The organism is Marinobacterium aestuariivivens (assembly GCF_042661465.1).
GTDB classification, from domain to species: domain Bacteria; phylum Pseudomonadota; class Gammaproteobacteria; order Pseudomonadales; family Balneatricaceae; genus Marinobacterium_A; species Marinobacterium_A aestuariivivens.
Window position 1 is genome coordinate 5,844,706 of the sequence record NZ_JBHSWE010000001.1, and the last position, 20,228, is coordinate 5,864,933.

Annotated in this window: 18 protein-coding genes and 4 pseudogenes; 6 read left to right on the top strand and 16 right to left on the bottom strand. The window is 64.6% G+C overall.

All coding sequences use genetic code 11. The features are described from left to right. The first annotated feature begins 52 nt into the window (after positions 1-52). A complete protein-coding gene (locus ACFQDL_RS30715; protein WP_379907227.1) occupies positions 53-403 on the top strand; it encodes an ethanolamine utilization protein EutQ in 351 nt (116 codons plus the stop codon). Between the two features lie 572 nt (positions 404-975). On the opposite strand, the gene ACFQDL_RS30720 is transcribed toward ACFQDL_RS30715, so the two are convergent. The 6 genes from ACFQDL_RS30720 to ACFQDL_RS30745 form a co-directional block, all read right to left on the bottom strand. Next, entirely contained in the window at positions 976-1,395 is a 420-nt protein-coding gene (locus ACFQDL_RS30720) for an amidohydrolase family protein (RefSeq protein ID WP_379907228.1), read from the bottom strand. Beyond that, positions 1,392-2,138 (bottom strand): amidohydrolase family protein, encoded by a 747-nt coding sequence (locus ACFQDL_RS30725; protein WP_379907229.1) that lies wholly within the window; start codon positions 2,136-2,138, stop codon positions 1,392-1,394. Before ACFQDL_RS30725 ends, ACFQDL_RS30720 begins: the two co-directional genes overlap by 4 nt. Positions 2,139-2,643: 505 nt before the next feature. Next, positions 2,644-3,696 (bottom strand): extracellular solute-binding protein, encoded by a 1,053-nt coding sequence (locus tag ACFQDL_RS30730; RefSeq protein WP_379907231.1) that lies wholly within the window; start codon positions 3,694-3,696, stop codon positions 2,644-2,646. A gap of 25 nt (positions 3,697-3,721) precedes the next feature. After that, positions 3,722-4,519: an ABC transporter permease gene (locus tag ACFQDL_RS30735; protein ID WP_379907232.1), complete on the bottom strand. Its 798-nt coding sequence runs from the start codon at positions 4,517-4,519 to the stop codon at positions 3,722-3,724. After that, positions 4,516-5,433 (bottom strand): ABC transporter permease, encoded by a 918-nt coding sequence (locus ACFQDL_RS30740; protein WP_379907233.1) that lies wholly within the window; start codon positions 5,431-5,433, stop codon positions 4,516-4,518. Before ACFQDL_RS30740 ends, ACFQDL_RS30735 begins: the two co-directional genes overlap by 4 nt. 1 nt (position 5,434) lies before the next feature. Beyond that, positions 5,435-6,445 carry an ABC transporter ATP-binding protein gene (locus tag ACFQDL_RS30745; protein WP_379907234.1) on the bottom strand — a complete coding sequence of 337 codons (1,011 nt, stop codon included), beginning with the start codon at positions 6,443-6,445 and terminating at the stop codon, positions 5,435-5,437. A 211-nt stretch (positions 6,446-6,656) separates the two neighbouring features. Here ACFQDL_RS30745 and ACFQDL_RS30750 point away from each other — a divergent pair, with 211 nt between their 5' ends. Next, positions 6,657-7,352, top strand: coding sequence for a GntR family transcriptional regulator (locus tag ACFQDL_RS30750; protein WP_379907235.1), 696 nt, complete (start codon positions 6,657-6,659; stop codon positions 7,350-7,352). 64 nt (positions 7,353-7,416) lie between these two features. Next, a complete protein-coding gene (locus ACFQDL_RS30755) occupies positions 7,417-7,683 on the top strand; it encodes a hypothetical protein (protein ID WP_379907236.1) in 267 nt (88 codons plus the stop codon). Positions 7,684-7,733: 50 nt separating this feature from the next. Here the strand turns inward: ACFQDL_RS30755 and ACFQDL_RS30760 are convergent. The 10 genes and pseudogenes from ACFQDL_RS30760 to paaN all read right to left on the bottom strand — a co-directional run bounded on the left by ACFQDL_RS30760 (position 7,734) and on the right by paaN (position 18,587). Then, positions 7,734-9,082: pseudogene (locus tag ACFQDL_RS30760) on the bottom strand (DUF2254 domain-containing protein). Between the two features lie 76 nt (positions 9,083-9,158). Beyond that, complete coding sequence (locus ACFQDL_RS30765; RefSeq protein ID WP_379912776.1) at positions 9,159-10,475, bottom strand: SulP family inorganic anion transporter; 1,317 nt, start codon at positions 10,473-10,475, stop codon at positions 9,159-9,161. A 61-nt stretch (positions 10,476-10,536) separates the two neighbouring features. Further along, positions 10,537-10,956, bottom strand: a pseudogene (locus ACFQDL_RS30770) (SulP family inorganic anion transporter); the annotation flags it as partial. 391 nt (positions 10,957-11,347) lie between these two features. Then, entirely contained in the window at positions 11,348-11,533 is a 186-nt protein-coding gene (locus ACFQDL_RS30775; protein WP_379907240.1) for a hypothetical protein, read from the bottom strand. Between the two features lie 305 nt (positions 11,534-11,838). Beyond that, positions 11,839-12,801 (bottom strand): MBL fold metallo-hydrolase, encoded by a 963-nt coding sequence (locus ACFQDL_RS30780; RefSeq protein WP_379907241.1) that lies wholly within the window; start codon positions 12,799-12,801, stop codon positions 11,839-11,841. Between the two features lie 35 nt (positions 12,802-12,836). Then, positions 12,837-13,061: a DUF2783 domain-containing protein gene (locus ACFQDL_RS30785; RefSeq protein ID WP_379907242.1), complete on the bottom strand. Its 225-nt coding sequence runs from the start codon at positions 13,059-13,061 to the stop codon at positions 12,837-12,839. Positions 13,062-13,072: 11 nt separating this feature from the next. Continuing rightward, positions 13,073-14,796: pseudogene (locus tag ACFQDL_RS30790) on the bottom strand (FAD-dependent oxidoreductase). Positions 14,797-14,937: 141 nt separating this feature from the next. Next, positions 14,938-15,777 (bottom strand): LysR family transcriptional regulator, encoded by an 840-nt coding sequence (locus ACFQDL_RS30795; protein ID WP_379907244.1) that lies wholly within the window; start codon positions 15,775-15,777, stop codon positions 14,938-14,940. 522 nt (positions 15,778-16,299) lie between these two features. After that, on the bottom strand, positions 16,300-16,893 hold the full coding sequence (gene paaY, locus ACFQDL_RS30800; RefSeq protein ID WP_379907245.1) for a phenylacetic acid degradation protein PaaY: 594 nt from the start codon (positions 16,891-16,893) through the stop codon (positions 16,300-16,302). 5 nt (positions 16,894-16,898) lie between these two features. Then, positions 16,899-18,587 carry a phenylacetic acid degradation protein PaaN gene (gene paaN, locus ACFQDL_RS30805; protein ID WP_379907246.1) on the bottom strand — a complete coding sequence of 563 codons (1,689 nt, stop codon included), beginning with the start codon at positions 18,585-18,587 and terminating at the stop codon, positions 16,899-16,901. Positions 18,588-19,095: 508 nt separating this feature from the next. Here paaN and ACFQDL_RS30810 point away from each other — a divergent pair. From ACFQDL_RS30810 to ACFQDL_RS30820, 3 genes and pseudogenes are all read left to right on the top strand, one after another. Next, positions 19,096-19,449: pseudogene (locus tag ACFQDL_RS30810) on the top strand (enoyl-CoA hydratase-related protein); the annotation flags it as partial. A gap of 16 nt (positions 19,450-19,465) precedes the next feature. Then, positions 19,466-19,867, top strand: a complete 402-nt coding sequence (locus ACFQDL_RS30815; RefSeq protein WP_379912778.1) for an enoyl-CoA hydratase-related protein — start codon at positions 19,466-19,468, stop codon at positions 19,865-19,867. Between the two features lie 116 nt (positions 19,868-19,983). Beyond that, positions 19,984-20,228, top strand: a 245-nt coding sequence (locus ACFQDL_RS30820) for an enoyl-CoA hydratase-related protein (protein WP_379912780.1), incomplete at its 3' end; no start/stop codon positions are given.

Below are 20,228 nucleotides of genomic sequence, written 5' to 3' on the forward strand. Positions count from 1 at the left end.
GAAGCGAGCCGGCTTCCTCTTTCTTTACCCTTCAATCGAAAAGTGAAAGCCGATGTCCGCCAAACTGATCCGCGCCTCCAGCCTCAACTTCCAGCACCGCGGCGGCCCGCCCGGCGAAGCCGCCGTCGCCCGTGCCGTTTCGACCGACTTGAGCGCGACGATGGGCGCCGGCGTCGCCCATTTCGATGCCTGCTCCATCGACTGGACCGTGCTCTACGACGAGGTGGTCTACGTCATCGATGGCGTTTTTCGCCTGGTCACGAAGGATGGCGTGCTCGAAGGTCAGCCCGGCGACATCATCTGGATTCCGGAAGGTACCGAGCTGAAATACGAAGGCGAGCACGCCTCGATCTTCTATGCCGTCTATCCGGGCAACTGGAAGGAGATCCACGGCCTCGCTTGAAAGGCAGCTGCAAGCGCTGCGGAGGCATTCGTCACGCCCTTTTGGAGCTACAGCCACGCCGATCCCGATCCGGCTCCCCCGCCCAACACTCTACCGGATCATTCTCGAAGGGTGCCACGCATTAGCCGGCGAGCGCCCCTTTAGCGGGCCAGCTGCAGCAGCCAAAGCGTCCTCATCCCCTTCGCCGCTTTAATAGAGCATATTGCGGCCCTACCAGGCCACCGGTGCCGCGACGGCGGCAGACCGATTTGTACGACATGGCGACCGACGACACCAGCAGCACCAGGAACTCCAGCTACCTGCTGGCGCGAATGCCGACTGCGGCGGAGACCTCGGACATCACTTACATCACCTTTCGATTCCGGCGGGGATGGCGATAGGCAAGGAGGACCTCAGTGTTCGTCGACAAGCGGCATCGCCTCATCGAGCCCGGCCAGCCCCCGGGCCTCGTCCCAGTACATCCGCATACCGCCGTCCCGCGCGAGGTAGCCCATGCCGCTCATGTGGTAGGGGCCGAGATAGGTGCGCAGGCCAAGGCTCGCCGACTCCTCCGCAACGCCGGCGAACTCCGCCTAGCCCTCGGCCCAGCGCCGGTAGAACATCGAGTTGATCGGCATCGCCGTGGTAACGCCGTTGCGGATCAGCCGGCTGAAGGCGTAGCGGTACTTGAAAAGCTCCTGCCCGGGGCTATAGGCATCGCGCGGCCCCACGTCGAGGTATTCCTGGCTCCACAGGCGTCCCATCCATTCGACCGGACCCTTCTCCGGCGGCAGCACCGTGGAGTCAACGTCGTCAAGGGCATCGAGATCGATGAAGCCCGGGCCGATCAGCGCCTCGTCGTAATCGACCCAGCAGTCGACCGGCCCCGGGTAGTCGCGGCCGACGAACAGGATGAGGTCGCCGGCGAACACCACTTCACCATGACGCCACATGACATGCTGCCGACCGTCAAAGCGCACCACCCAGCCGGTTCTCAGGCCGGTGACGCTCATCGCCCGGCCCTCGGGTCGAGCAGCAGTTCGCCGTCCTCGACGATGACCTGCCCGGCGCGCAGCAGGGTCCGTGCCGCCGGCCGGTTCACCACCGCATCGGGCAGGTTTTCCGCCGGCAGCAGCAACAGGTCGGCCCGGTCGCCGACGTAGAGTCCGTAGCCCTCCAGCCCCAGCGCCCGGGCACCGCAGAGACTCGCCGCGTCGAAGGCCGCCACCAGCTCGTCGTCCTTGCAAAGGTCGAAGCGGTACGCCTGCATCATCGCCTTTTCCAGCATGTCGCCGTTGCCCAGCGGCGACCAGGCGTCGCGGATGCCGTCGCAGCCGAGGCAGACGTTGACGCCGGCGGCGCACAGTTTCAGGAACGGCGGCACCGTCCTGTCGGCCGGCGCCGTGGTCGCCAGCGAAATGCCGTTGGCGGCAAGGCGCTCGGCCTGCGGCGCGACCCGCTGCCAGGGTACGCTGCCGAGGCAGTAGGCGTGGCTGATCATCACTCGCCCCTGCCGCTCGAAACGTTCGGTGAAGTCGACGATGCGGGCGATCTGCCAGATGCCGAGTTCGCCGGGGTCGTGCAGGTGGATATCGATGCCGCGGTCGAACTCCGCCGCCAGCGAGAAGATCGCCTCGAGGTGGCGGATCGGGTCGCCGTCGATGCCGCACGGATCCAGCCCGCCGACGGTTTCGACGCCGAGCCGGACCGCCTCGCGCATCAGTTCGAGGGTCCCGGGGCGGCTCAGCAGGCCCATCTGCGGAAAGGCGACGAACTGCAGGTCGACCCAGGGCGTACAGTTCGCGCAGCGCCAGCATGCCCTCGACGTGACTCAGGCCGATATCCGGCGCCACGTCGACATGGCTGCGCAGCGCCAGGGTGCCGCGGCGGATGTACTGTTCCAGCAGGTCGCCGGCGCGGGTCAGGATCGGCGCCTCGACCCCGGCCAGCACCCGGCGCTCGTTGTCGATGTAGTCCTTCAGGGTCGGCCCGGCGCTGTTGGACCGCCAGGGCTGGCCCCAGAGGGTTTTGTCCAGGTGGGCGTGGCTCTCCACCAGCGCCGGCAGCAGCAGCCGGCCGCGGCCGTCGATCCAGCCGCCGTCGCGATCGCCGGCCGCAGCGGGACGCCGCTCGGCGATGCACCCGTCGGCGATACGGATGTCCTCGGCGTCTCCGCCACGGGGGCGGACGTTGCGCAACCAGAGGGTCTCGGTCATGGGTTCTCCTTCGATGACGGGGCCGCCCGGCGGCGGCCCCGGGGTTCAGCCTTTCAGTTTGGTCCAGATCTTGTCCTGCAGCGCCCGGGCCTCGTTGCTGCACTCCTTTTCCAGCCGCAGCCGGTCCTGGAATTCCGACGGCATGTTGATGGCATTCATCTTCTTCCACTTGTCGTCGAGGAAGGCGTCGCTTTCGATGCCGTTGGAATAGGCGATGGCGTTCGAGACCGCGGCGGCGTTTTCCGGCGCCATCATCCAGTTGATAAAGACGCGGGCGTTCTCCGGATGGGGCGCCTGCGCCGGCACGGCGAAGTTGTCCTGGAACATCGCCAGCCCCTCCTTCGGATAGACGTAACGCAGGCTGTCGCGCTGCGACGTGGCCCTGGCGGTGGAGCCGTTCCAGTTCTGTGCCATGGCCACCTCGCCCGACGCCAGCCGGTCGACGGTGCCGTCCGAGCTGTACAGCTTCAGGTGCGGCTTCTGCTGCTCCAGCAGCGCCAGGATCTTCTTGGCGTCCTGGGGGTCCTCGGTGCACTGGTCCACGCCCAGGTAGTGCGCCGCCGCGGTGATCAGGGTGCTGGAGGTGTCGAGCGCGGCGATCTGGCCGCTGAGCTCCGGCCGCGGCTCGAAGAACTCCTTCCAGGACTCTTCCAGTTCGCCGCCCGGCACCTTGCTGCTGTCGTAGGCGAAGCCGGTGGTACCCCAGAGGTAGGGCGCCGTGTACCGGCGGCCCGGGTCGAAGGAGGGATCGCGGAACGCCGGCTTCACGTACTCGAAGTTCACCATCCGGGGCGCATCGATCGGCTGCAGGAACTGCTGCCCGATCAGCGTGCCCATGATCGAGTGCGTGGCGATGATGACGTCGTACTTGGCGCCGCCGGCCTGCAGCTTGGCCAGCAGGGTTTCGCTGCTGTCGTAGCCGTCCAGCGTCACCTTGATGCCGGTCTCCTGCTCGAACTTGTCGAGCAGCTCCACCGGGTAGTAGTCGGTCCAGTTGTAGAAATAGAGCTCCTTCGCCTCCTCGGCGGCGGCGTTGCCGGCGACGGTCGCCGCCAGTGCCAGTCCCAGGATGCTTTTCTTCAATGCGGTTCCAGTCATGGTTTTTCCCTTTGTTGTTGTTCGATCAGCGCTGCCGGGCCATTTTGCCGCTTTGCCCGAGGCGGTAGGAAACGACGACCAGGACGACGGACAGCACCAGCATCAGGGTCGAAATGGCATTGATCTCCGGCGTCACCCCGGCGCGGATCGCCGAGAAGATGTACACCGGCAGCGTGGTGGCGCCGGGGCCCGAGACGAAGAAGGTCATGATGAAGTTGTCGAGGCTGACGACGAACGCCAGCACCGCCCCGGACAGCACGCCGGGCCAGAGCAGCGGCAGCGTCACGCGACGGAAGGTGCGGTAGCGGTCGGCGTAAAGGTCCTGCGCCGCCTCCAGCAGGTGCTGGTCCATGTTGTTGAGGCGCGCCCGGATCGGCAGGTAGGCGAAGGGGATGCAGAAGCCGATATGGGCCACCGTCACCGTGACCAGCCCGAGCTCCACCTGCAGCGCCATGAACAGCAGCAGCGTCGCCACCGCGATGACGATCTCCGGCAGCAGCAGCGGCAGGCTGATGCCCGCCTCCACCAACTTGAGCCCGCGGAAGGCGCGACTGGTGGCCAGCGCCGCCAGCAGCGCGATCAGGGTGGCGCAGAGGGTCGCGATGGTACCGACGATCAGGGTGTTGACCGCCGCCGCCTGGATCGACGCGTTCGTCAGGATGCGCCCGTACCAGGCGACGGAGAACTCGGTCCAGACCGTCGCGGTCCGGTTGGCGTTGAAGCTGTAGGCCACCAGCACCAGCACCGGCAGGTACATGTAGGCCAGCATCGCCAGGCTGATTTCCCGGGTGAACGGCAGTTTCTTGAGCGATGAAGCGATCATGACGGGACTCCCGGGGCGGTTCGACGGGACAGGCGCTTGCCGTAGAGGACGTAGGCCAGGATCGCCAGCAGCATCAGCGCGAGCAGCAGGAAGGACAGCGAGCTGCCCAGCGGCCAGTTGCGCGCCGGACCGAACTGTTCCTGGATCAGGTTGCCGATCATCATCGTCTTGCCGCCGCCGAGCAGCGCCGGCGTGATGAAGGCGCCGATGCTGGGCACGAACACCAGCAGCGAACCGGCCACCACCCCCGGCAGCGACAGCGGCAGGATCACCCGCCGCAGCGCCTGCCAGCGCGTGGCGCCGAGGTCGTAGGCGGCCTCCACCAGGCGCCAGTCCAGCTTCTCGAGGCAGGAATAGACCGGCAGCACCATGAACGGCAGGAAGGAGTAGATCAGGCCGACGGCGACGGCGAAGTCGTTGTACAGCAGCGTCACCGACATGCCCTCGGGCAGCAGGCCGTTGAGCGTCTGCGACAGCCAGCCGTTCTCCCGCAGGATGATCAGCCAGGCGTAGTTGCGGATCAGCAGATTGGTCCAGAACGGTATGGTGATCAGCAGCACCATCAGGTTGCGCTGGCGTTCCGGCAGGCTCACCATCCAGAGCGCAATCGGGAAACCGAACAGGAAGCAGACCAGGGTGGTGACGCCGGCCTGCGCCAGCGAGCGCCACAGCGTCTGCAGGTAGGACCAGTTGATTTCCCAGTTGTTGTCGAAGTCCTGCTCCATGAACAGCAGACGGTAGCTGTCCCACTGCATCGCGGCGTGCCAATCGACGCCGCCGAAGGTATTGCGGGGCAACAGGCTGATGTAGCCCATGATGGCCAGCGGCACGAAGATCAGCAGCACCAGCGAGCAGGCGACGGGGAGCAGCAGCATCAGCCGGCGCTGCAACGGATTTTCCAGGCAGTGGCGCATATCAGCCCTCCAGTAGCAGACAGGCCTGCGGCGGCAGCGACAGCGCCACCGGATCGCCGACGGCGGGTCCCGCGAGACTGCCACCCTCCCGCACCTGGATGCGGGTACCGTTGCCGGTGCGGCACTGGTACAGGGTGGCGGTGCCGAGATAGAGGATGTTCTCGACCCGGGCCTGCAGCTGGTGCGCCTCCCCGGGGGCGACACGGCGGATATTCTCGGGCCGGATCGCCAGGTGACGCCGCCCCGGCACCACCCGGTCGGCCAGTTCGCAGGGAATCCGGATCTGCATCTCGTCGGACCGGAACAGCGCATCTCCGTTCGCGCCCTGCTCCAGCGCGCCGGCCAGCAGGTTGATGTCGCCGATGAAATCCGCGACGAAGCGGCGGCGCGGGCGCTCGTAGATCTCGGTCGGTGTCCCCACCTGCAGGATGTGCCCGGCCGACATCACCGCGATCCGGTCCGACAGCGTCAGGGCCTCCTCCTGGTCGTGGGTCACGAAGATGAAGGTGATGCCCGCCTCCTGCTGCACGCGCTTGAGCTCGACCTGCATCTCCTTGCGCAGCTTCAGGTCCAGCGCGGACAGCGGTTCGTCCAGCAGCAGCACCTCGGGTTTCGGCGCCAGCGCCCGCGCCAGCGCGACCCGCTGCTGCTGCCCGCCCGACAGTTCCGCCGGCCGGCGCCGGGCCAGTTGCTCTAGCTTCACCAGCGCCAGCATCTCCCGTACCCGCGCCCTGCGGGCGTCGCCGTCGACGCCCTTCATCTCCAGCCCGAAGCCGATGTTCTCCTCGACCGTCATGTGCGGGAAGAGCGCGTAGCTCTGGAACACGGTATTGATGTTGCGGGCATAGGGCGGCAGCTCGTTCATCCGCCGGCCGCCGATGCGGATCTCGCCACCATCGACCTGCTCGAAGCCCGCGATCGCCCGCAGCAGCGTGGTCTTGCCGCAGCCGGAGGGACCCAGCAGGGTGAAGAATTCGTTGTTCTCGATGACCAGTGACACGGCGTCCAGCACGGGGGCAGAGCGGGATCCTGCGTGAAGCGCTTGCTGACGCGGCGGATGTTGACGGCGCAGTTGGGTAGATTCATCCCGGCTCCTTCTTGTTCTTTTTTGCATGCAAATATTGCATGCAATTTATATTGGACGAGTTTTTCAGGGATGCAAGGATGCGCAGGAAAAAATGTGTTATTAACTGTCCGGGAAGAAGGAAGTACCAGGAGACCGCATGCCGAAAGCCACCTCCGGGGTCATGATGGAGCGCGTGGCCAGCCAGATTCACCAGGCCATCGTCGAGCACCGCTTCGCGCCGGGCATGAAGCTCGGCGAAGCCGATCTGGCCAAACTCTACGGTGTCAGCCGCACCACCGTCCGCAGCGCACTGCAGCTGCTCGCGGGCACCGGCGTCGTTACGCTCTACCCCAACCGGGGCGCCTGGGTCAGCCTGCCGAACCGCCAGGAGATCGAGGCGCTGTTCAATGCGCGCCGGCTGGTGGAGATGGGCGTGGTGGCGGAACTCTGTAAACGGGCGTCGCCGCAGTTGCTGGCGCCGCTGCGGGCCCATACCGCCCGGGAAAAGCAGGCCGCCGACGAGGAAAACTACGCCCAGCTCATCAAGCTGCTGGGCGAGTTCCACCTGAAGCTGGCGCAGTCGGTCGACAACCAGGCGCTGATGGCCTGGTTCAACAACCTCACCGAGCGCACCTCGCTGTTCGTCGCCACCCTCGGCGGCGACCGACCGAAAACCTGCCGCGGCAACGAGCACGACGCCCTGCTGGACCTGATCGAAGCCCGCGACCTCGACGCCGCGCTGGACAATATCTCCAGCCACCTGCTGGAGATCCAGGAGGCCACCTGCGCCCAGGCGGACCGGATGCAGGGCGACTACCACCCGCTGAAGAGCCTGATGGCGCTGGAAAGCTGAAGCACCGGACCGGTTTCACGCTCCACTTCCAGGCTCGAGTGAAAGACTTCGCCGATCGTCGATTGTGCCAAGGTCGCGCAGGTGGCGCCATCCTGCCGGCGTCGCCTGTTTCGATGCCTGCTCCATCGCCTGGACCGTGCTCTATGACGAAGTCGTCTATGTTATCGATGGCGTTTTTCGCCTGGTCACGAAGGATGGCGTGCACGAAGGCCAGCCCGGCGACATTATCTGGATTCCGGAAGGTACCGAGCTGAAATACGAAGGCGAGCACGCCTCAATCTTCTATGTCGTCTATCCGGGCAACTGGAAGGAGATCCACGGCCTCGCCTGAGGCGTTGAAAAGGTTCGGGGCGCGCCAGGCCGGATCGTTCTAAGACCGGGTCATGGCCGGCCGTTCCCGGGTCGCTGCAACCCCGCCACCTCCGCCCAGGCCGTCAGGGTTCGGACGGCCTCGACCTCCTCGGGCAGCCTCAGCGCCTGCTCCGCATGTCGCAATGCCAGCTGCGCATGGGACAGTGCCGCCTGGGCCATATCTCTGTCGGGCAGCATGAACAGCGAACGCAGCCCCTTTTGCAGTCGAATACAGACCTCCACCGTCTGGGCACCGTCCCGGGCCAGGGCGCTGAAGGCGTCGTCGAACATGTCCTCCAGCTGCAGCGGCGGGATTTCGACTCGGTCGAACTCGACCGTAGGCGCCTCTTCCGGTTCTTCGCACCAGAGTGTAAAGAGCCGCACCAGGGTGCCAATGACATCGATCGCCGTTCCCGGATCGTTGACCGCGGGCGACAGCGCCCGGCTGGCGATCTCCGACAACACCACCAGCCCGAAACGGGGATCGTCATCGAAGGTTCTTTTCCCGCCGATGACGAAGGCCTGCCCCACAGCGCCCAGGCTCTCCTGCGCGAGCGCGCGGCCCTGCTTTCCCGATATCAGCGCCAGGGCCGCTCCCGGGATACGAAGGTACCGGGCAGCGCGACGACACGGATAAGCAGGTCATGATCTTCGGCGAACAGCTGCAATGCCGCCACATCGATATGCTGAACATAGCCGACATCGGGCGCCTGGACCGCCACGCCGTCAGGCGGCCCACCGGCCTCGCGCGCCCCCAGCGTCGGGTGTCGGCGCCGCCGGCGCAACGCCTTGCCCGCGGCCGCCTCGACCTTGTCGATGGTCTCGCCCATGCGCCCCAGCCGGGCGATACGGTCGACCCAGCGCACGAAACTGAGAATCACGACGGCAAAGACCGCTATCGTCAGCAGGAAAAGCGCCAGTCGCCCGACCCGGTCGTAATAGTCGTTGAGCAGCGCGACCAGGGCGATGGTGCTGAAGATGAAAGCGCCGATGAAGGTCGAGAGCGCATTCTGGGAAACATCGTCGGCGACGACGACGGCGAACGCGCGCGGCGTTGCACCATTGCTCGCCGAGGTATAGGCCGACAGCATGGCCCCCACGGCCAGTACGGCCATCACCAGCATGCTGGATGACATGACGGTCAACAGCTTTTCGATCGACGCCAGGCTGATCTCCGGCAGCGCACCGGCCGGATCCAGTGCTTCGAAGAGGCCGGCCAGAAAGACCACCAGGATCGACAGCAGACAGATCGCCAGCGGCTTCACCCAGAGCCGCTCCCGCACCCGGTTCAGCAGAAAACCGAGGCGGCCATCCAGACTTATACCCTGCTTGAGAAACCTGCTCAGACCGCCTTTGTTGCTATTGGAACGCCTTGTCATTGCGGCTCCCTCCGGTTGACGCCTGGCCAGCGGGACCAAACCGCGACCGCCCCCGATCAAGCATAGCCGATGGCCGTCAAGGGGCCTCGGCGTCTTCAGACACCCCTTCCCGATCACTGGCGATCAGGCCGGCGCCCGGCAGGTTCTCGCACTCGAGCCAGATCCTCTTGGTGCAGTGGGCGCAGATTCCGTAATCGAGCCCGTAGATGGCATCCTCCAGCGCTTCGGCCTTGGAGATGTAGATATTCTCCTCGCCAAGTTCGTCGACCACATGAAAGCGCCGCAGTTGCTCCAGCAGCGGCAGCGCCAGTGCGATACGGAAGGAGCCGCCCCGCGCCCGGGCCGCGCGGATCTCGTGCCGCAGCAGGTCGGCGCCGGCCAGATCCATGGTCCCCATGCCCTTGAGATAGAAGACGATGTGTTTCTGGTCCGGCTTGGTCAGCTCGAGCAGGCGAAACTGCTGCTCGACATAGTCGACCGAGCCGAAAAACAGCGGTCCGTCCAGACGCACCACCAGCATCTGCGGGCACTCGGTCAGGTTGTGCCGTTCGGCGTTGCGAAAGTAGCGGCGGCCGGCGCGACCCGGTGTCGGCGCGGTGGCTCTCAGTACCGCCCGCGAGCTGTTGAAAATGAAAACCGCAAAAGAGGCGATCACACCCACATAAATCGAGAAGTCCAGCTTGATCAACAGTCCGGCGGTCAGGGTCAGCAGCAGGATCATCGTCTCGGGCCGGCTGCTCCGGAACACCCGTCCGAACTCGCGAAAATCGATCAAACGCCAGGCGACGTAGAGAATCAGGCCGGCAATGGCCGGGGTCGGGATATAGGCCACCAGCGGTGCCACCAGCAGCAGGATCAGCGCCAGCAATATACAGGAGAGCATCGTCGCCAGCGGCGTTCGGGCACCGGCTTCGGCATTGACCCCGGACTTGGTAAAGGAACCGGAACCGACGTAGCACTGAAAGAAACCGCCGCCGAGGTTGGACAACCCCTGTCCGATAATCTCCTGATTGGCATCGAAACGCTCGCCCCGGCGCAACGCGAAGGCCCGGCCGATCGAAATCGCTTCCAGCAGCCCCACCAGGGCGATGGCCGCCGCCCCCGGCGCCAGCACCCGGACATCGCCGGCCGAAACGTCGGGCAGATGAAACACCGGGAACACCGACGGCAGGGTTCCGATCATGCCGACACCCCGCTCGCCCGCGTCCAGCGCCCATCCCAGCAGGCTGCCGGCCACCAGCGCAATCAGAAAGCCCGGCAAGCGGCGATAGCGCGTTTGCAGCACGGCCACCAGCAGCAGCGTCGTGCCGGCAATGGCTGCTGCCAGCGGTTCGGTATCGCCGATGGCGGCAAGCACGCGCGCCAGCCGGTCGAATACCGTGCCCCCCTTCAAGCTCGAGTCCCAGGGCGACGCCGAGCTGGCTGACCGCTATCAGCAGCGCCGCGGCGGCGGTGAAGCCGGTGATCACCGAATGGGAGACAAAGGCCACCAGGGCGCCCAGCCGGGCGATACCGGCCGCCAGTTGAAAGACGCCGACCAGCAGCGTCACCAGCAGCGCCAGTTCGATGTAGTACGCCGAGCCCGGTTCCGCCAGGCTCACCAGCGAGGCAAACAGAATCGCCGAGAGCGCCGTCGTCGGCCCCGAGATCATCACCATCGAGGAGCCGAAAAAGGCCGCAACGAAGGCGGTCACCATGCTGGCATAGAGTCCGTACTCGGGCGGCAGCCCGGCAATGATCGCGAAGGCGACACCCTGCGGCAGCGCCACGGCGGCATTGGTGACGCTGGCCATGAGATCGGCCCGCAGATTGGCCGGCGTGATACGATCACGCCAGTTGAGAACAGGGAGTAAGGTATTGAGCCTGGGCTTCATCGGTCACTGCAATCCCTTGGCCGGCAATTGGCAAATCCGACTTAAAGGATAGGCAGAGATGAGGCGGCCCCGCGAGCCCGGTCAAGAAAACCATTCGCAGCGAGGACGCCCTTTTGGGCATCCGCACTATCCAGGCGCTGCAAAACCCATGAGGGGGTTGGGATGCAGGGCAATCGCACTACCTGACGACTGTGAGTGCCAGTCCGGGCCGGCGGTACCGTTTCCGGGCGACACGCTTTACGTCGTCCCTGACCGCTCGGCTGCCGCCCTCCCTGGCGGCAGACGGTCGCCCTGAAGCGGTACCCCCCTCGACAGCGCGGTGCCAACCGACAGACGCACCGAACCCGGTTCGCTACCCGACAATGGCCAGGCATGCCGGCGGCGAGAACCATCAGTGCACTCGCGGCGTCAGCTGCAGCACCGAGGCCCGGAAGGCGTCGTCATAGGCAGCACGCAGCCGTTTATTCTTGATCCCGGGTTTGGAGCCCTTGGCCTGGCGCAGGAGGTTCAGGGCGAAGCGCCGGATGGCAGCATGGCAACGGTTTCTGCAAATACCGGAATTAAGCAGTTTTCGCACCGGCACCGGGCTCGCCGAGGCTGATGTGGTCGGGTCTGGCTGACCGTCTGCCGCCAGGACGGCGGCAGCCAAGCCCTCAGGGACGAGTTCACGGCGTGTCAGACAGGCCCGACCACATCGACCCTGACGTTCTTGTTATCGCCTCGTGATAGTGCGATTGCCCTGGGTTGGGGTGCCTTCTTCAACGTCTATGCCACCGGAAACCAGGGTGCCGTTGGCGCCCATGATGGGTTACGCCGCAATAGGACCGGTGCCACCAGACAATCAGGTGATATTGCGGCGTAACCCATCCTACGATTCAGTCTTCAGTCCTGCAGCTGATCCCAGACTTCCTGGTCGCGTTCGGCAGTCCAGATACGCGGCCAGTCGATGCCGTTGTACTCGTCCCACAGGCGCTGGACGTCGAACGGCAGGCAGTGCTCGAAGATCGGCCACATGCCGAACTTCGGCGCCAGGTGGTCGCGGGTCGCCTCGAAGGCCTCCTTCAGGGTACCGCCACGCTTGTGCACCTCGCCGACTTTCTCTTTCATGCCATTGAGGAAGCCGCGGGTCTGCTCGATGGCGGCATCAACCTCGTCACGGCCGCGGGCCACGGCGCCACGACCACCGATCAGGATCTCGGCCCCGTAGGCCTTGACCTTGTCCAGCGTCTCGGTGGACCAGTCGAAATGGAAGGCATCGCCGGTATAGAGGGCAGCCGCCGCCTCCACCAGGTCGCCGGCGAAGAGGATCTTGTGCTTCGGCAGCCAGGCGACGATGTCGCCGGCGGTGTGCCCGCGGCCGCAGTATTCGAGGATCAGGCTGCCACGATCGCCGCCCAGCGGGATTTCCAGCCGATCGTTGAAGACGATATCCGGATGGGTCAGGCCCTTGATACCGTCCGGCTCGCGGAACAGCCGGGGCATGCGGCCGTATTCGCTGGCCCAGTCCTGCATGCCACGCTCCTCGACCAGGAACCTGGTCTTTTCGTGGGCGATGATGCTCTGCGCTTCGAAGGCCGCAGCGCCCAGCACGCGCACGGCGTGGTAATGGGACAGCACCAGGTATTTTACCGGCTTGCCGGTGTACTGGCGCAGCTGCTCCAGCCAGTCGCTGGCCGCTTTCGGTGTGGCGCGGGCCTCGAAGGCGATAATGAAGTCTTCGGCCTCGATGGCACCGACGTTGGGATCGCCTTCGGCCGTCAGCGCATAAACGCCGTCTGCCAGCACTTCGAGGGTTTCCGTCTTTTCACCGAGGTCCGCGGAGGACGCAAAGGGTTTCTTGGCCATGTCGTTGAGTACCTTTTGTCGATTATTGATAGTTATCAGATTGCCTGCCGAAGCTCCGATGCCCGGGGCAAATGTTCACGGGCGATCGCTGTCGCCTCTTTCAGCACATCGTAGTCGCCGATATGGTTCGTCAGCAGCAGTATCAACCGGGCGTTGACGTCGGCACTCTGCCCGGGTGCCAGGTCACGATGCAGTTCGGTCAGCAGCGCGTAGACGTCGTCCGGCACGGCCATGTTGTTGTCGAGTATCAGGTTCGCCATTGTTTCGCTCCTCAGTAACCGATCGCTCTGCGCTGCATCGCCACCAGGCGATCCGCATCGAAGGTACGCATGCGACCACAGACATGCTGGTCCGGACGCATTAGATAGCAGCTGCCGGGCTGGCCGTCGAAACGTTCGACGACAACCCCCAGGGTATCGACCAGCAGCTCGACGCCCTGTGGCAATACAAGTCCGAGCGGCTGCGAGGACACCAGCAGCGTCTGGATCGGCAGTTCTAGCTCCGCCAGCAGCGCCAGTTGCTGCAGCTCCCCGGCCGACGGCGGATTGCGCGGATCGATGAACCACAGCGTCTTGAAGTCGTTGCCGAGGCAACTGAGCAGGAAGTCCTCTCGGCCATTGCGCAGCACCGGACCGTCGGTGCTTGGCGTACCCGGTACCATATTGCCGCTGAAGGTTTCACGATCCGGCGTATTGAGGCTCGAATCGACGTAGGCAGAGGGCACCGACAGGCGTCCCGAATTGACCAGACTGCGGGCGAACGGGTACCGGCGCGACAGGTTCAGCACCGCATCGCGGAACTGGCGGCTGGCCTCGTTCTTGGGCGTGATGAAGTCGGTCGACCGGGTCGAGTTTTTGATGTTCTCGTCAGCGGCAAAGAGGCGCTCCTCGGTGTAGGTATCCAGCAGCGACTCCGGGGCCTGGCCGTTCAGCACCAGCGCCAGTTTCCGGCCAGGTTATCGGTATCCTGCACTCCGGAGTTGGCACCGCGGGCACCGAACGGCGAGACCTGGTGCGCCGAGTCGCCGGCAAACAGTATCCGGCCATGTCGGAAATCGTCCATGCGGCGACAGCAGAAGGTATAGACGCTGGCCCAGTCGAGCTCGAATTCGACATCGTCGCCGAGGAAGGCCTTGACCCGGGGAATGATCTTCTCGGGCTTTTTCTCCTCCTCGGGATCGGCATCCCAGCCCAGATCGAAGTCGATGCGCCAGACGTTGTCGGGCTGGCGATGCAACAGCGTCGACTGGCCGTCGTGGAAAGGCGGATTGAACCAGAACCATCGCTCCGGCGGAAAGCGCTTCGGATCCATCACCACATCGGCGATCAGGAAGCGATCCTCGAATATCTGGCCGCTCGACTTCAGTCCGCACATCGTACGGATATCGGAGTTGGCGCCGTCACAGGCGATCAGGTAGTCCGCCTCCAGACGGTAGGGGCCGTCCGGCGTCTCGACCGTCAGCAACACGCCCTCGTCGTTCTGTTCCAGGGCCGTGATCCTGTTCTTCCAGCGCAGATCGACCTCGTCGAGCTGTTGAATGCGGTCGACCAGGTACTCCTCGATGTAATACTGCTGCAGATTGATAAAGCCGGGGCGGCGATGATGCTCCTCCGGCAGCATGTTGAAGCTGTAGACCGGCGCCTCCTCGAAGAATACCTTGCCGACGTTCCAGGTCACGCCTTTTTGCATCAGGCGCTCGCCGATGCCGAGGCGGTCCATGACTTCCAGCAGGCGCTTGGCGTAGCAGACCGCGCGGGAGCCGAAACTGACGGTGTTGTTGTCGTCGAGCACCACCACCGGGATCCGGTGCAGGGCCAGGTCGATCGCCATCGCCATGCCGACAGGACCGGCGCCGCCGATCACCACCGGCCGGCGCACCGCCACTGCAGCATCCTGATCGGCACTGCGGATATAGGGATATTGCGGAAATTCGTAGGTTTTGATCATTGTCGGGCTCTTCTTCTTATAGCCAAAGTCGACCGGGGCCGATGCCATCGGACCCTGTCTGAATCGGAATCAGCTTATCGAAGAAGACGGCCCGGATAATCGGGCCCGGACGCACAACATTGTTTCCGGTATGGAAAGAGTCGTGACGCGTTACACCCAAGGGCGCGAGGGCAGCCTACCTGCCCCTCGTCAGCTGTCGCCTGTATTCGCATCCGTCAACGTCTGTGGCAGATTGTCGGCCAGCCAGGCCTCGAAGAACTCGACGAAACGGCTGATCTTGAGGGTCGTCGACTCGCGGCTGGGAAAGAAGACATAGACTGCCAGGCACTCGGGCCTGGCTTGCGGAAACACCGGCACTATCTCGCCGCTGGCAACCAGCGGAGCGATGACGAACGACGCCAGATTGGCGATGCCACGGTGCGCCAGCACGGCTTCGCGCACCACCAGGCTGTTGTTGGCGCGCAGGTCGCCGCTGACCTCGACCGGCTCCGGCGTCTGGCCGGGCATGCTGACCAGCCACTGATGGGCGTTCTCGGCATGGACGAAGATCAGGCAGTTGTGTTGTCGCAGGGCCTGGGGACAGTCCGGCACGCCCTTGCTGGCCAGGTACTCTGGGGTCGCGCAGACGAACATCGGCAGATCGCAAAGCTTGCGGGCAACCAGGCTCGAGTCCGGCAACTGCAGCCCCTTGACACGGATCATCAGGTCATGGCCCTCACGCACCATATCAGGCGTACGGTCATCCAGGGTGACTTCTACCCGGACCTCCGGATAACGCGCCATGAATTCCGGCAGTGCCTTCGCCAGCACCAGCTGGCCGAAGGTCATGTTGCAGGATATGCGCAGCAGCCCACGGGGTTCGCCCTGAAGGCCCGCCACCAGGTTCTCGGTATGCCCCACCTCCTCCAGTACCCTTTTGCACTGGTGATAGACGGCATCGCCGATATCGGTGACGTTGAGACTGCGGGTCGTGCGGTTCAGCAGCCGGGCGTTGAAATGCTGCTCGAGCATCGCCACCTGCTTGCTCACCGCCGAACTGGAAACCCCTGTTCGTCCGCAGCCCGGGTAAAGCTCTCGAGCTCGACCACCCGCACAAAGAGATTCATAGCCGACAACAGATCCATGGAAGTTCCAGTAAACAGATTCGAGTTAACAGTTAACAGTGACCAGTGCGTAGGATGGGTGAAGCGATGCAAATGACGTTGTCGATCGATATCCGCACGGTTCGCGGCATCGCGTAACCCATCACATCGATCGTATTGCAGCTCGATTGGTTGCGGCGGGCACCTTGGGCTATCGGGCGGATCAATCGGCTCCCGCGCAGCTGCCGCCCAGGGCCCCATGATGGGTTCCCTGACAACAGCTCCTGCGTTTTCAGGATTTCCGCGGGGCGGCCATCCGCCGTCCCTGGCGGTTGCGCCGCCCCAAGCGCAGTGCCATCTGATCAGAACGCACTCAGGCGGCTTCACTATCCTGCGCACTTACGCTTTACGCTTCACCAGCATCCCACATTTCTTCCGGAAATTCACGAATGCTCGAGCAGCTCGGAGTTCAGGACCTGTACTTGGGCACCACCTCGCTGCCGCCCATTCTCGGCCGGTCCGGCTCGACCTCGGTCAGCGCCTCGCATGGCTCGAGAGACGCCTGGCAGCGGCGGGTCAGCAGCTGATATTCGGCGGTCCCCTGCGACTTCCAGCGCACCTCGTCGTCGCTCAGGGTCCGCAGCACCTTGGCCGGCGAGCCCACCAGCATCGACCGGGGCGGGCATTCGAATCCGGCCTTGACGAAGGCGTTGGCCGCGACGATCGATTCCGCACCGATTTGGGCGCCGTCCATCACCACCGCATTCATGCCGACCAGGGCATTGCGGCCGATGCGGCAGCCGTGCAGGATGGCGCCGTGGCCGATATGGCCATCGACCTCGACCACGGTATCAGTATCGGGAAAGCCGTGCATGACGCAGTTGTCCTGGACGTTCGAACCTTCTTCCAGCACCAGCCGGCCGAAATCGCCGCGCAGGCTGGCGTTGGGTCCGACATAGCAGCCGGGGCCGACGATGACGTCGCCGATCAGCACCGCGGTCGGGTGCACGTAGGCGCTGGGATCGACCACCGGGGTCAAACCGTCGATTCTGTAGATCGGCATGATGTTCAGCCCTCCTGCGTTACGGGAACATCGCGGCGGTTCTGTACCACCAGGAAGCGCCGGCTGACGAAGGCGGCATCGGTCAGGCTGGCATTGGCCGCCGGATTGCCGCCGGTGGCGTGGAAATCGCTGAAAGCCGCCGACTGATTGACGAGGATACCGCCGCCGAGGTTGCATGACAGCGCCACCTTGACGTCCAGCGCCAGCGCCTCCGCCCTCTCCAGCACGGCATCACGGATGGAATAGACGCCGAGCGTGATGGCGCCCCTGTCACCGATCACCCGGCGCGCCAGCTCGAAGCTATGGTCGGTGCTGTCGGTGGCAATCAGGAAGCTGATCGGGCCGAAACGCTCCTCGCCGTAGACGTCGATATCGGCACCCTCGACCTTCAGCAGCAGCGGCGTGCGGATACGGGCATTCGGAAAATCGGGGTGCTCGAGCGCCCGGCTTTCCAGCACCACTTCCCCGAGTCCGCCGCAGGCGTCGATACGCGCCAGGGTGTCGCGACTCTGGATGGCGCCCAGGACATTGACCGCGACCTCAGTATTGGCAGTGAATTTGGCGATGCCGGCGGCCAGCGCCTCGGCCACTTCGTCGAAGCTCAGGTGACCGTCGGCGGTTTCGATGCCGTCGCGCGGAATATAGATCGCCTGCGGCGTCGTACACATCTGGCCGGAATACAGGCTCAGCGAAGTGGTCAGATTGCGCACCACCGGCTTGAGACTTTCGACACTGTCGATGATGACGGTGTTGACCCCGGCCTTTTCGGTAAAGACTTCGGCCTGGCGGCAGTTGTCTTCGAGCCAGTTGCCGAAGGCGCTGGAACCGGTGAAGTCGATCAACCTGACGGCAGGATGCTGCGCCAGCTTCCTGGTGACCGGCGCGGCCTGGCTGTCCGGCACCATCGACACCAGGCTCGGGTCGAAACCGGCTTCGGCCAGCACCTGCTGGGCCACCTGCACGCTGATGGCGACCGGCAGCACGGCCCCCGGGTGCGGCTTGACGATCACCGGGTTGCCGGTCACCAGGCTTGCAAAGAGGCCCGGGTAGGTATTCCAGGTCGGGAAGGTGGCGCAGGCCACGACCAGGCCGATGCCGCGCGGCACGATGTGGAAACGCTTTTCCTGCGCCAGCGGCGGATTCTTGCCCTGCGGCTTGACCCACAGCGCGCGCTGCGGCACCTCCTTCATTGCGCTCCAGGCGCGGGCCACGGCTTCGAGGCCGCGGTCCTGGGCATGGGGGCCGCCGGCCTGGAACGCCATCACGAACCCCTGGCCGGTGGTATGCATGACTGCATGGGCCATTTCGAAACTGCGCTTGTTGAGACGATCCAGGATCTCCAGGCAGATACCGGCCCGGATATCGGGGCCTGCATCGCGCCAGACCGACATCGCGCCCTGCATGCGGGCGACCAGGGCTTCGGTGTCGGGTTGCGCATAACGCACCCCGAGCGCGATGCCGTAGGGCGACGCCTCTTCACCGACTTCCGCCGTAACCTCGGCACATGCCAGCTCGAAGGGCTTGCCCAGGTAGCTTTCGAAACGTGCGCGCCCCTCGGCACTGGCGTTTTCACCGTAGAGACGGCCGCTGGGCGCCTCCGGATAGGGGGACCAGAATTCGCGGCTGCGATTGGCGGCGACCGCCTGTTGCAAGGTATTCGAATGGGCGTCGAAGAACGCCTGGGCCTTTGACATAAACCGGTCTCCTGATGCTGGCGCGGGATGCCGTCGGTGGCGGAACTGCCTGCTGTTTGCTGTGTGCAGTTCAGGGGCGGCGTACGCGCCCCCGGGGCCAGCGCCTGCCACTCGACCTGCCATTGTTCAAGCCCAGATGCTAGTTACACGGAATTTCATTGTCAAATATCAATAAAGTAACACTTGGTTCCCATTCGGTTCCGATCGACTTGCCGGGACCCGCCTCCCGACCCTTAAACACACCGGCCAGAACACATAAATATCTCTATTTATCAATAAATTAAAATGCATCACCTGATGCATGGCGTTCACATGACACCTCCCTCACCCTGTCAGCAACCACCACCGAAGCGGTCCGGCATCATGAACAAAAACCAACAAAGAGACACGTATATTTACTTTTTATCTATTTATTTGTATCCCTTTTGGCGTTATCTTGACTTTAGTCAATAACAGCCGCGCTGTCGCACCGGCGACGGGCGGCCCGACCAGGTAAATGGAAAGCGCCATGCCGAACTATCTGCTGACCGAAACGCCCGACGAGGGCGTGCTGCTGATCAGACTGAATCGCCCCGACGCCCTCAATGCCCTCAACACGGCCCTGCTCGAGGAGCTGGCCGCCCTGCTCGACGTCGCCGCCGGCGATGAAGGAGTGCGGGCCGTGGTCATCACCGGTAACGAACGCGCCTTCGCCGCCGGTGCGGACGTTCGCGAAATGGCCGGGCTCGATGCCGTCGGCGTGATGCAGGATCCCCGCCCCCGCCACTGGGCCCGCATAGCCGCCTTTGCGAAACCGCTGATCGCCGCGGTGAACGGTTACTGCCTGGGCGGCGGCTGCGAGCTGATGATGCACGCCGATATCGTGGTCGCGTCCCGCGATGCCCAGTTCGGCCAGCCCGAGATCAACCTCGGCATCATCCCGCGCCGGCGGCACCCAGCGTCTGATCCGCGCCGTCGGCAAGGCCCTGGCCTCGCAGATGGTGATGACCGGCCAGCCGATCGGTGCCGAACGGGCGCTGCAGGCGGGCCTGGTCTCGGAGCTGACGCAGCCGGAGCTCTGCCTCGAACGCGCGCGGGAAATCGCCCGCCGCATCGCACGCCGAGCGCCGCTGGCGATGCAGCAGGCCAAGGACGTGTTGAACCGCGCCCAGGAATCGCACCTTGCCGAAGGCCTCGCTTACGAACGCAAGGCGTTCACGCTGCTGGCGGCCACCGAGGATCGCAACGAGGGCATCCGTGCCTTTATCGAAAAGAGGAGCCCGCGCTATCGCGGCTGCTGACCCCTTTCCATTCGGAGGAACGCAATGAGGGCATTCGCGCCTTTATCGCAAAGCGAAGCCCGCACTATAGCGGCCGCTGAGCCCCTTTATTGCATCAGATGCAGGAGTCCCCTTTGATGAGCTATCAGCATATCGAGTACCGCGTCGACCAGGGCGTGGCCGTCCTGACCTTCGACCGTCCGGCCAGCCTCAACAGCTTCAACGCCGAAATGCACGCCGAGGTACGCGACGCCCTGAAAAGCGCGCGCCGGGATCCGGCGGTGCGCTGCCTGATGATCACCGGCAACGGCCGCGGTTTCTGCGCCGGCCAGGACCTGTCCGACCGCAACGTCGCCCCCGGCGCCGAACGTCCGGACCTCGG